The organism is Paenibacillus sp. FSL H8-0548, assembly GCF_038630985.1.
GTDB lineage: Bacteria > Bacillota > Bacilli > Paenibacillales > Paenibacillaceae > Pristimantibacillus.
Genome location: NZ_CP152049.1, coordinates 2,661,220 through 2,674,239 on the forward strand (window position 1 = coordinate 2,661,220; position 13,020 = coordinate 2,674,239).

Consider the following 13,020-nt stretch of genomic DNA (forward strand, 5'->3'; position numbering starts at 1 on the left):
ATGTACTTAAAGCTGTTTCAAGAACTCAACGATGGTAAGCAGTCCTTTGTCAAAGTTCTCTAGATTGAAATGCTCGTTAGGGGCATGCAGATTCTCGTCTGGAAGGCCAAAGCCCATCATGACGACTGGAGCGCCTAATACGCGTGAGAAGGTTTCGACAATGGGGATTGATCCACCGTCCTTCGTGAATAGAGCGCGTGTGCCATATACGGTCTCATAGGCATCAGCGGCCTTTTGAAGCATGGCATTTGAGGGGTCCATGTTGAAGGCACGAGCTTTTTCACCACGTTTAATGAGTACCTTTGCCCCCAGCTGAATATGAGATTCAAGATGAGCCACAATTTTATCCAATACATAAGAGGGGTCCTGATCGCCGACTAGCCGGCAAGTAATTTTGGCATGAGCTTCCTTTGGAATGACCGTTTTTGTACCCTCGCCTTGAAACCCTCCATATACGCCGTTTAGTTCAAGAGTAGGCCTTGCACCCGTCCGTTCAACAAAGGAATAACCCTCTTCTCCGTATAATGCTTCGAGTCCAAGGCTCTTTTTTAATTCCTCTTCATTATGGTTTTGCTTCAAAAACTCCTCGCGCATGTCTGGAGAAATCTCTGGTACTCCATCATAGAACCCATCGATGGCGACCCGTCCTTTGTCGTCATGCAGAGAATCGAGCAGAGAAATCAAGGCGTGCAGCGCATTTGGCACGCCGCCTCCGAATGAGCCTGAGTGCAAATCCGTATTAGCGGTTGCTACCGTCACTTCCAGAGAGCAAAGTCCGCGAAGCCCTGTGGAGATTGCAGGCTTCCCTTTTTCGAGCAGCGAGGTATCCGATATGAGCACGACATCTGCTGCCAGCATGCTCTCATTAGCTTCCATGAATGCGGGCAGATTAGGGCTGGAAATTTCCTCTTCGCCTTCAATACAAAACTTTACGTTTACCGGAAGCGCCTTTTCTTGGTTTAGAATGGCCTCAACGGCTTTAATATGAAGATAAATTTGCCCTTTATCATCGGTTGCACCACGGGCATATAGCTTGCCATCACGTACGGTTGGTTCAAAAGGCGGAGTCTCCCATAGATGAAGGGGATCAACCGGCTGTACATCATAATGGCCGTAGATAAGTACGGTCGGCTTGCCTGGCGCATGAAGATGCTCAGCGTATACGATAGGATGCCCGTCGGTCGGATGAACCTTTACCTGTTCAAGACCAGCCTTTTCCAGCTTGGCTGCTACCCACTCAGCTGCCTCATTCATATCCTTTTTATGATTGGACAAGGCCGAAATGCTGGGGATCGTTAAAAAATGCTTCAGCTCGTCGAGATGCTGTTCTCTCAGTTCTTGAAAATAGGTTGTATAGTTCAAATGTATGTACCTCCTCATGCGATATAACCTAAGTATACGCCTTCGGCCAGTGAAGTAAAACATACGAGATGAGAACAGGACAAAACATAGGTAAGGGAATATATATATAAATTCGAACTATTAGGACATATTATTCCATTTCCACTGCATTGAAAGCGCTTTACAATAATGTCGAGAGGAGGGAATGCGCCGAATACAGGATGTAATGATGAAATAAGGAAGGAATACAAAATCTCGAAGGAGCAGAACGATCAATTGAAAAAAGGGGAATCACTTATCTGACCTATAAGGTAATAAGGGCGGTATTAGTGTTCGTTATAACGGTATGTGTGTTCGGTGACTTATCGGCGCTAGCAATTTCAATATTGAAATAATCCGTACAGGGCAACAACAAATTCATTATGAAAAAGGAAAGGATGAGCCTTATCCATGGTAGTTCAATCTCGAATGAGAAAATTTAAAAGGATGACAGCGATGCTTTGCATGAGTGCGATGCTCTTCTCTGCGATTCCATTGCCGACGTTTGCGGAGGAGGGAGTAGGGGCTGAGCCTACTCCGGTAAGTGATATATCGGCCGTATCGACAGATGGTTTGCTTTTACATTATACATTCGAAGAAACTTCAGGTACGACGGTGAAGGATGTCTCGGGCCACGGGAATGATGGTGTTCTGAATGGCGGTACGGCGTGGACTGCTGCAGGGAAAAGCGGTCGAGCGGTGGACCTTCAGGGTACAAATGGATATATTGGCCTGCCGAATGGCATTGCAAGCGACTCCCCTAACCTAACCGTTGCGACTTGGGTAGATGTAGACAGTGTAAAAACATGGGCGAGTGTTTTCGCCCTGGGAACCGGAACGACAAACCGTATTTTTCTGACGCTTAACGACAATGGAGGTGCAACGCGTCTTGCCAACATGCCGCAGGGCGGTGCGGAGAACATTTTGACAGGACCAGCGTTCCCGACGTCAAAAATATGGCATCACGTTGCGATTACCATTTTCGGCAATACGTATACGTTATACATCAATGGTATCCAAGTTGCGAGCGTCAGCAATATGCAAGCTAATATGACGCACTTGGGCCAGACGACAACCAATTATATCGGAAGGTCGCAGTATCCGGCAGATCCGTATTTTGATGGACGAATCGACGATTTCCGTATTTATGAACGAGCATTAGGCAGCGATGAGATTATGTCGCTAGTAACGGAAACGATGACGGACCTAGAAATCGTTGCCTACAGCAAAAATTGGCTGGATCTCGGTGATACGTCGGAGCAGACACAGAATTTGACTCTTCCACTAATCGGTCCTGGCGGAGCGGCAATCACGTGGCAATCCTCAGACTCCTCCGTTATTCAGACTGACGGTACGGTTATTCGGCCTGGCGTTGGAGAAGGTGATCGTACGGTGACATTGACCGCTATGATTGCTAAAGGCACGCTGCAAGATACAAAGGAATTTAAAGTTACCGTATGGGAGGAGAACTCCTTCGCATACTCGTTGAACATTAACGCTGACGAAGCACAGCACGAAGTAAGCCCGACGCTATATGGTGTGTTCTATGAAGACATTAATTATGCGGCAGATGGCGGGCTTTACGGGGAGCTGCTACAGAACCGTTCGTTCGAGTTTTCTACGCCGCTTTACAGCTGGACGAATGCGGGGTTTGACGGGGCAATTGGTACAGTTACGACAGCTGCTGATCATCCTTTGAACACAAAAAACCCACGTTATGCCCGGATATCGGTTACGGAGCCTGGCGGGGGCTATGGCATTTCGAATGCCGGTTATACGGGCTTAGCCGTTCAGAGCGGAGAGCGATATAACTTCACGGTATACGCGCGCAGTACGGATGCACTGACAAAACCGCTGCAAGCGCGGCTAGGCACGAGCGCAACGAATATATTTGCTGCCTGTGAGCTGAACGGAATAACGTCAGAATGGCAGAAGCTTGGCTGTTCAATGGAGTCAAACACGACGGTTACGAATGCGCGGTTGTTTGTAACTACAGAGGATAAAGCGGTTGTGGAGCTTGACATGGTGTCACTGTTCCCAGGCAAAACCTACAACAACAGAGACAACGGTCTGCGCTACGATTTAGCAGAAATGGTAGACGATCTGAACCCTAGCTTCTTCCGCTTCCCTGGTGGATGCATTGTGGAGGGCGGCTCCATTGCTAATCGATACCAGTGGAAAAATACGGTTGGCGACGTTGCGGAGCGCAAAGTACAGCCAAACCAATGGGCATCGAATTATTATCAGTCCTTTGGTCTCGGCTTCCAAGAATATTTCCAATATGCGCAGGATATTGGCGCTGAGCCGCTGCCGATCATTTTTATAGGTCAAGTATCGTGCAGCAGCAATCCGCCAACGGTGCCGGTCGATCAGCTGCAGCCGTACATTCAGGATGCTCTTGATCTGATCGAATATGCGAATGGTGATGCGAAGACGACTGAGTGGGGAGCAATTCGCGCTTTGCATGGGCACCCAGAGCCGTTTAATTTAAAGTACCTCGGCTTAGGCAACGAGCTGTGGGGACAGAACTATTTTACCCGTTATGAAATTTTCTACAATGCCATTAAAGCGAAATATCCGGATATTAAGCTCGTGCTGAGCGCGGGGGCATTCCCCGAGGATGCCAACTTTAATTTGACGTACGAGTGGCTCGGAAAGAACAATAACAAGGCTGATCTGGTTGATGAGCATATGTATCAATCGCCGCAGTGGTTTTACAATAACGTCACAAGGTACGACAGATACGACCGCAGCGGTCCGAAGGTATTCGTCGGAGAGTATGCTGCGCATGGCAACGGCAAGCGAAATAATATGGAGAGTGCACTCGCCGAAGCGGCGTTTATGACGGGCTTGGAGCGAAATTCGGATGTTGTTGCGATGGCTGCATACGCTCCGTTGTTTGCACACCAAAGCTATACCCAGTGGACACCGGATTTGATTTGGTTCAACAACAGTCAATCGTTTGGAACGCCGAATTATTATGTGCAGCAGCTATTCGCTCAGCATGTCGGACAGTACGTCATGCCATCCAAATTAAAGAAGAGAAATCAAACCTCGGATACGATTACCGGCTCTATCGTGCTTGGAGCGTGGAGCACTATTGCTGAATATGACGATATTCGGGTAACGGCAGCTGATCAAACTCCGCTGTACGATAACGATTTCAGCAATTCTGATACAATGACCGATTGGAAAACGTTCAAAGGCACTTGGGCTGCGACCGGCGAGCTGCTGAAACAGTCGGAATCCACAACGGATGCGAGACTGGAGCTCGTTCAAGGCAAGGATTGGAGCAATTATACATTGGAGCTCAAAGCTAGAAAGGTCAGCGGCTCAGAAGGCTTCCTTATCGGCTTCGGAGCGGAAAATAGCGATGATTATTATTGGTGGAATCTTGGCGGATTTTCTAATTCGAGAACAATTGTGGAGAAATCCGTAAAAGGAACGAAATCAACGATTAGCAACATTAGTTATAAGACGATATCGACGAACCAATGGTATGACATAAAAATTGTTGTGGAAGGCGCACATATTAGAGCTTATTTGGATGGCGAGCTGATTCATGATATTACGGATATCGTCATTCCCGGGCCATTGTATAGCGTAACGACGAAGGAGGCGCATACCGGAGAGCTTATTGTGAAAACCGTAAACTCATCAGGCAGTGCGCAGAAAGCAAGAATACAAATCGCGGGAGCAGGGATTATTGGTGCTAACGCTACAGCGATTGTTCTTAAAGATGAGACATTAACGGCAGAAAATTCATTCGCTAATCCGACAAATGTGTCACCACAGACGAAGATCATTAGCGGTACAGGCAAAGAGTTCGATTATGATTTCCCAGCCTATTCTGTAACCGTTCTTAGGCTGCCAATGAATAATAGCCCGATCATAACAAGCATCGAGCCTACCGCGATTACAACGAAGAAGGGAGCCATTCCGCAATTGCCAAAGGTCGTTCGCGCAAACCTATCTGATGGCAGTACGAGGGATGCTTCTGTTAACTGGAGACCGGTCGACGCAGCTCAAGTAGCAAAAACAGGCAGCTTTGAAGTAAGGGGCACGGTAGAGGGAACCTATCTTTTTGCGCAGGCTGCTGTTCTGGTTGGGAATGCTGAGCAGCATTCTGGCGTTATGCTTACGGGTCCTGCCTCGGCTGCGAGAGAAGAAAGCTTTGCAGTGGAGTACGGCCTTGGGGATAGCGGCAAAGAGGCGGCTGCTCATGATATTACGTTAACCTACGACGCAGATAAGCTTACTTTTGACGAAGCGGAATCGCTGAACGAGAATGATATGGTCATCGTTGGAACTGAGAGCGAAACACCAGGACTCGTGAGACTGCTGGCTGTTCATCTCGGCGAGGCTAAGCCTCAACCGAATAGCAGCTTGCTTCGTTTTAAATTTAAAGCGAAGCAGGTTTCCGGTTTGGCGAACGTAGCGATAACGAATGCTGTTATTGCTGCCAGTGACGGGACAGAGTCGGTGCTTGCAGGAGCATCGTTGCAAGTACAGATTAATACGATTGACAAGTCTGCTCTGCTAGCATTAATTACGCAAGCACAAAGTGTACACGATGCAGCTAGTGAGGGCAGCGGCAGCGGGCAATATCCAGTCGGTTCGAAAGCAGCACTGCAATTGGCGATTGATCATGCCAGCAGTGTGGCAAATGATACAACGGCTACTCAAACAGAAATTGAGCAAGCAGCATTGCAGTTAAATACAGCACTGCAGCTATTTAAAGGTCTAGTCATCGTAACGATACCAGGTGATGTGAACAATGACCAAAGAGTGAGTATTGCGGATTTGGCGATTATAGCGAAAGGATATGGCTTAACCTCTTCTGATTCGGGTTGGGAGCTTGTGAAGAAAAACGACCTGAACGGCGACAATGTCATTGATATTCAGGATCTAGTAATTGTAGCAAGACAAATATTGAAGGGTTGATCAAATAGAGATGAAGGCAGGCGTGCTTTGATAAGGCAATGTCGAAGCATGCCTGTCTAATGTATTTTCATGTAAAGATGGCATTGAATAAATTATCTTGCCTTAAGAAAGGTAGGTTGTGCTGAAATGTGCAAGAGGAAGTGGCTTATTACTTTTATCATGCTTTTGTGCGTGGTCATGACGGTTAAGCCCGAAATGTCATGGGCGTCCGCAGATTTCGATGGACTGCCTAGTGCGCAGCTGGAGGGACTGCGAGTCGTCGAAGCGGGACAAAGCTTTGAGACCTTCTATGTGCTGCCTAGTTCCAATGAGCCGATGATTGCTCAGGATATTACGATCACCTTTGATCCGAAGCAGGTGGAGTTCTTGGGCGCTGACTATATTAGAGATGGATGGATCATTGCTGGACAAACGCAAAGCCAAGGAGAGGTCAGACTGCTTGCGGCGAGCGGCAGTGGAAACAGCTTTGAATACGGTGATCATGATAGGCTAGTTCTCTATTGGAAGGCGAAGCTTGGTATGCCTGCTTCAGTGCCTAAGATAGCAATTGCAAGTATGGAAGGGGCGCTAGGCAGCGAGAGCGGCTTGCATCTTCGCAGCTTTACTGCTGCAGCAGCCATTCAAGGAGATTTGAATGACGATGGCTTAGTAACGGTTGGAGATTTGGCGCTCGTTGTAACGGCGCTTGGGAAGTCGGAAGTCAGTCCAGATTGGGCTAGCTATGCGAAAATGGACCTCAATGAAGATGGAACGGTTGATTATTATGACTTGCTCATGGTTGCTGAGCTTATCCTTCATGGGAAAATCACGCCAGCCTCCACAACGCTGACCGGTCCTGCGACGGCTTCTGCTGGTGATACGGTGGAGCTGGTTTTTGGGATTAATGATCTGTTTCAGCATATTTACGCGCAGGACCTGATCCTATCGTTCGACGATCAGACGCTTGAATTCATTGGAGCAGCTTCAATCAACGAGGAGAGGTTTCATGTTTTGGACTCAGACGTAACCAGCGGCGCAATACGATTGCTAATCGTACATATGGACACGCTGTTCCCAAGTCCGAGCACACAATATGTACGTCTACACTTTAAAGTTAAGTCGGGTACTCACTCTGAATCTACAATAGTATCCGTACAGTCGCTTATAGTTGCTAATGGCTTGGGCGAGGAGACGGATATTAGCGGCGTAGCGCATACCATCAGCTTCGAGATGACGAATACAGAAGCAGGTGACCTCAATGGAGATCATCGAATCAGTATTGGAGATCTTGCTATTCTTGCCAATGGCTACGGTAAATCGTCGACTGATGCGGATTGGTCTAGCGTAAAGCAAGGCGACTTGAATGATGACGGATTTATTGATATTTCCGATCTTTCACTTCTGGCAGCAAAAATTTTGTTGTGATTAGCCATAAAACTTGGATAAGGATGAGGAGAAATATGAAACGCAAACTGTTCATTCAGTGTCTTGCTTTATTGATAACGTTGACGGTTCTTCCCGGTATCGCCTCGGCGAAGGACGTTTTATTCTCTTTAACGGCAAGCAGCGAGCAGCCAGTCCTCGGACAGCCGTTTATCGTTACCGTAAGCGGGAGTGATCTGACGGATATGTATGGCTTTGAAATTAATCTGGAATATAATCCGGAGCAATTGCGTTACGTTAAGTCCGCCAGCTCGATGTCAGGCTTCCCTGTATCCTTGGCACCGAAAGACGGGAAGCTTGTATTCGCGCATACCAAAATCGGTAAGGCAGCAGGCGATTCCGGAAAGGCAGATTTGGCGGCGATTACGTTCGAAGCCATTAGCACTGCCGCGGAGCCGGTCGTAATTAAGCTATCAAGGGTGAAGCTTGTAAAAAGCGACTTAAGCTCCACGACCCATATGACAGATATTAAGCTTAACCTTTCACCAGTAGTTACCGCACCAGCGATTACATTCAAGGATTTGACCGGCCACTGGGCCAAAACAGCCATTGAACGGGCTGCGGCTATTGGTTTCGTTAAAGGATATCAGGACGGAATGTTCCGTCCAAATGGCAGTGTAACGAGAGCTGAATTTATCGTTATGCTGGATCGGGCGACTGAGCTGAAGTCGAAGGGCGACGATACGACACTTCAATATACAGACTTAGCTAGTATCCCGAGCTGGGCGAGGCCTTCTATCGCCCAAGCGGAATTAGCCGGTGTCGTTAAAGGCTATGAGGATGGAACATTCCGTCCGAATAAGCTGATCAGCAGAGCTGAAATGGCGGTTATGGTGATGAGGGCACTGGATAAGGAGCTTGAAGCTGATCTGAATCCGGCATTTAACGATTCGAATGCTATTCCTTCATGGGCGAAGCCGTCCGTAGCAGCAGCAGCGGAGCTGGGCATTATCCAAGGGAAGGGAGGCAATAAGTTCGAACCTGCGGCAAATGCTACTCGTGCCGAAGCCGTCGTTATCATTTTGAGAATACTGGATGTGCTAAACCCAAATTAACTAATGAGGTGAATCACCCAAATGTTGAAAAAGAAGGCTTTATCGCTGATGATTGCATGGACTCTGCTTGTCAGCTCGATTGCCCTCGCGCCGGTGAGCGGAGCAGCTGAGGCAGCGCAGGACATTTATGTGATGTCCTATCATACGAGTGGAACTTCAGGAACAAACATGACCTACATGGATGATAGTCTGCATCTTGCCTACAGCTATGACGCGAGCCATTGGACGGCGCTGGGAGATAATAACGGCATTTTATTCAAGAAAAATACGGGTTATCAGGCGAATCCTGCAAATGGCCTGCAGTATCGTGACCCGTTCTTGCTCCGGAAGCAGGACGGCAGCTTTGTACTGCTCGCGACAATCGTCACCAGCGCGGGAGCAACGACTAACACTGGAATATTCGCTTGGGATTCGAAGGATTTGCTGCATTATACGAACGAACGCACAATACAGTTGAACAAAACCTCTCAGCCCGCAAAATCACCACAGGCTCGTTATAATGAAGCCAGCGGTCTTTATGAGCTGTATTGGACGAACGGAACTACGCTCTACACGAATACGACGGAGGACTTTATTACGGTATCGGATCCAATCACCTATCAAGGTACGCAGTATCCTGCTGCCAAACCGGTCATGAACAGTGCACCAGCCAAAGCGATTGCTGGAAGCGTAGTCCGAGTAACGCCAAGCGAGCTCACCACGCTGCTCGCAAGCCTCGGAACACCTCAAATGCCAACGGGAGTTAAGCCGATTCAGACCACGACGGCTCTTGGCGCTGCTCCTACTTTGCCAGATGTCGGGGAAGTTATCTATTCCGATGGCACCTTAGTGTCGAAAGGGATGGATTGGGAGGCGATTGACCCTGCAGCCTATGCGAAGGAAGGAACCTTCAAAGTGAAGGGCAAGGTAAAGGGGACCACCAATATCGTGAATCCGCTCATAAAAAATGGAGCCGATCCCAATATCGAGAAGAGCAAGGACGGAAGGTATTATTTTACAAGCTCGTATATGGATGTTGCGCACAACGGAACCGCCTCCTATCAATATGATAGGATTACATTAAGAGGCTCATCGACGGTGCAAGGCTTGGCGAGCGCTGAAGAGAAAACGATTTGGCTGCGCAAGTCTTCCGGTGAAATGTCCTTCCATATCTGGGCTCCGGAAATTCATTACATGAATGGCAAGTGGTATATCTACTTCGCAGCCGGAAGGACGACGGCAAACTTTGATTTGCGTGTCTATGTGCTGGAATGTGCAACGGACGACCCGATGACGGGCGCGTGGAATGAGCTTGGAAAGGTCGCTATGCAAAATGAAGCGTTCGACCTAGACTCTACTGTATTCGAGCATAACGGCGAATGGTATATGATTTGGGCGTTTGCCAATTCCTCACTGCAAATGAACTCGAGCCTGCGCATTGCTAAGCTGACTAGCCCGACTACGCTTGGCAGCCAGCAGGTGAATATTGCTGTACCAGAATATACATGGGAGCAGCGCAGAGACAACGTCGTTGAAGGGCCAGATGTCATTAAGCGCAACGGCAAAATATTTGTAACCTATTCCGCAGGCTCTACGGATTCTACTTATGCAATCGGACTGCTATCTGCGCTGGATTCACCTAGTACTGATCTGCTCGACCCGGCAGCGTGGACGAAAACGCCGTATCCAATTATGGCAACGAGCAAAGCGAATGAGCAATTCGGGCCTGGACATGGCACATTCACAGTAGCTGAAGATGGTGTTTCGGACTTGTATGTGTACCATGCACGAAAGAATGAGCAGTATTCAGGCGTTAACGGCTACAACCCGCTTTATGACGCTTCCAGATGGGCGCGTGTACAGAACGTATATTGGCATGAGGATGGGACTCCGTATTTAGGAGTGCCAGTGGCAGACGGCAATCTTCCGGGAGCAGCTGTAGAAGCGACGGTTACAGTCATTGCGACTGCGGGTACCGTGTATGCAGCGGAGGAAAGTGCAACTATCGAAGCGGGAGACACACACCAAATGGTGCTTAAGAAAGCGGATGGGAATGGCCAAAGCACAGTCATTACAACAGGTGTAGCTTATTCCTCCTCTACCGCAGCAGTGGCAAAGGTGAGCCAAACCGGTGTTGTAAAGGCGCTGAGTCAAGGATTAGCTGTTATTACAGCTCAATATGAAGGCCAAACGTTTACGTTTCATGTAACGGTACCTGCTGCCGTATCGGATAAAGATCTGCTGCTCTGGTATTCGTTTGATGAGACAGGCGGCACAGTGGCGACGGATCATTCCGGAAACGGAAATGACGGAGCTTACGTGAGAACGCCGGCTTTTGGCACAGGCGTAAATGGCGGCTCGTTCAAGATGTCAGGGGGAGCATCTACGTCCACGACAGCACCTTATGTGAAGATTCCTAACGGAATATTAAAGGGCACAGACAATATTACAATATCAACGTACGTTAAATTTACGAATACGACGACAAGAAATCAATTTTTATACGGTTTGGGTACGGATTCCGATCGTTACTTATTTACCTCTCCTTATAATGGGTCGAACATTTTGCACTCGGCGATAACGACCAGCACTTGGAGCGGCGAGCAAAAATGGGCGCATGCGTCGGCACTTCCAGGGAATGAGTGGAAGCAATTGACGGTTGTTGTTAATTCAGATGAGCATTTGGGTGTTATGTATCTGGATGGAATAGAGGTGGCGCGAAATTCTTCCGTTACGATCAAGCCGTCCGACCTGTACGATGCAACGAAGGATTTCTCTGGCTATATCGGAAAATCATTTTATTCCGGTGATCCTTACTTTGGCGGAGAGGTTGACGATTTCCGTATCTATAACAAGGCGCTTACTTCCTGGGAGGTGCGATCCTTGTATGAGCAAGCCAATTCACAGGCTGTAGCAGAGGATACGGAATGGCTTCAATTAGGCGATACCTCAGCTATAATCGACGATCTTATTTTGCCGACTGTGGGAAGCAAGGGCTCATCTATTGCTTGGCATTCAAGCGATGCTTCTGTTGCTGGCACAAATGGAGTGGTTCAACGTCCTGCACTTGGTGAAGGGAATCGGACCGTTACTTTGACGGCCACCGTGCAGAAGGGGAGTTTTCTTGATACGAAGGATTTCCTTGTAACCGTAATAAGCGAGCAAGGAAGCGGTGTCTCTGCCATCTTATCCGGAACGAATGCGATTCAAGCAGGGGAGACATTGGAGCTCATTTATGGCCTGAGTGGCGTGGATGGTGAAGTATACGCACAGGATATAACCTTCACATTCGATCAGGAACAGCTGGAGTTTATGGATGCAGTATCTAAGAATAAGGATTTTGCAGTAGTAGCGGTATCGGACCCAGCAGAAACAGAAGGTCAAATCCGAGTTATCGCAGCTCGCATTGGGCAGGGAGTCGGAGTGGATGGTGAATGGCTGACTGTGCGATGGAAAGTGAAGGCGTCACAGGCAGCTGTTACGGTCATTAATGTGTCCAATGTTGTCGTGTCGAGCGGCGATGATGAGACTGATATCGGCGGGGCGGCTCATAGCGTAAATATTTCTGAGATCGATAGAGCTACACCAGGGGATATAAACGGCGATTCGAGGTTCAGCATCGGTGATCTAGCAATTATAGCATCCTATTATGGCAAAACGTCCAGTGATCCTAACTGGAGCGTATACAGAATCGCTGACCTGAGTAATGATGGAATGGTAGACATCGTGGATCTGTCGACGATGGCGCAATTGATTTTGAAACAATAAAAATAAAAACAGCAAGCATTTGAGGCTGTCCCCTCCGTAGATTCGATCTACGGAGGTGGCAGCCTCTCGCGTCTTAGGACATACTAGTTTTTAAACGGCGACAGCCGTTTCTTCTTTTTATTTCCGTTTTTTCTTGTTTCGCACAGTTGATAGTTTGCTTGAACTTTTTCTGATTTTCGTTCTATTTCTTCTATGATTAGGTACGCTGGAAAGAAACGCTTTTGCGCCGAAAAGTGAATTGACGAGTTTAAACGCTGGACGCATTTGTTGAAAGAAACCCATAAATTTCTGTGCGGTTCCCATCATGGACATAATACCGTCAAAGCCGCCTATTCGAGTTAACATCGAATCTGAATTTTCTACAGCAGGCATAGCAGGAGTGTCTTGTGACATAATAGGTTCTTCCACTGGCTCAATTTCAGTTGGCAGAATAGTGTTAGTCTGGGCTCTTTTTCGCCGCTTCACATCGAAT

Annotated in this window: 6 protein-coding genes; 4 read left to right on the top strand and 2 right to left on the bottom strand. The window is 48.0% G+C overall.

Translation table 11 applies throughout. From position 1 onward, the window contains the following. Positions 1-6: 6 nt before the first annotated feature. Positions 7-1,362 carry a dipeptidase gene (locus MHI37_RS11015; RefSeq protein ID WP_076335013.1) on the bottom strand — a complete coding sequence of 452 codons (1,356 nt, stop codon included), beginning with the start codon at positions 1,360-1,362 and terminating at the stop codon, positions 7-9. Between the two features lie 447 nt (positions 1,363-1,809). Between MHI37_RS11015 and MHI37_RS11020 the strand changes: the two genes are divergently transcribed. From MHI37_RS11020 to MHI37_RS11035, 4 genes are all read left to right on the top strand, one after another. Then, a complete protein-coding gene (locus MHI37_RS11020; protein ID WP_179090133.1) occupies positions 1,810-6,324 on the top strand; it encodes an alpha-L-arabinofuranosidase C-terminal domain-containing protein in 4,515 nt (1,504 codons plus the stop codon). A gap of 126 nt (positions 6,325-6,450) precedes the next feature. Beyond that, positions 6,451-7,728 carry a dockerin type I domain-containing protein gene (locus MHI37_RS11025; RefSeq protein ID WP_076335015.1) on the top strand — a complete coding sequence of 426 codons (1,278 nt, stop codon included), beginning with the start codon at positions 6,451-6,453 and terminating at the stop codon, positions 7,726-7,728. Between the two features lie 35 nt (positions 7,729-7,763). After that, the gene (locus tag MHI37_RS11030) at positions 7,764-8,801 is read left to right on the top strand and encodes an S-layer homology domain-containing protein (protein ID WP_076335016.1); all 1,038 of its coding nucleotides are present in this window, start codon (positions 7,764-7,766) and stop codon (positions 8,799-8,801) included. 21 nt (positions 8,802-8,822) lie between these two features. Continuing rightward, entirely contained in the window at positions 8,823-12,548 is a 3,726-nt protein-coding gene (locus tag MHI37_RS11035) for a family 43 glycosylhydrolase (protein ID WP_076335017.1), read from the top strand. 117 nt (positions 12,549-12,665) lie between these two features. Here the strand turns inward: MHI37_RS11035 and MHI37_RS11040 are convergent, their stop codons facing one another. After that, on the bottom strand, positions 12,666-13,013 hold the full coding sequence (locus MHI37_RS11040; protein WP_076335018.1) for a hypothetical protein: 348 nt from the start codon (positions 13,011-13,013) through the stop codon (positions 12,666-12,668). Positions 13,014-13,020 lie beyond the last annotated feature (7 nt).

Excerpts from the sequence above, each read along its gene's own strand:
- MHI37_RS11020 (WP_179090133.1), top strand. The coding sequence starts at position 1,810 with ATGAGAAAATTTAAAAGGATGACAGCGATGCTTTGCATGAGTGCGATG.
- MHI37_RS11035 (WP_076335017.1), top strand. The coding sequence starts at position 8,823 with ATGTTGAAAAAGAAGGCTTTATCGCTGATGATTGCATGGACTCTGCTT.
- MHI37_RS11030 (WP_076335016.1), top strand. The coding sequence starts at position 7,764 with ATGAAACGCAAACTGTTCATTCAGTGTCTTGCTTTATTGATAACGTTG.
- MHI37_RS11025 (WP_076335015.1), top strand. The coding sequence starts at position 6,451 with ATGTGCAAGAGGAAGTGGCTTATTACTTTTATCATGCTTTTGTGCGTG.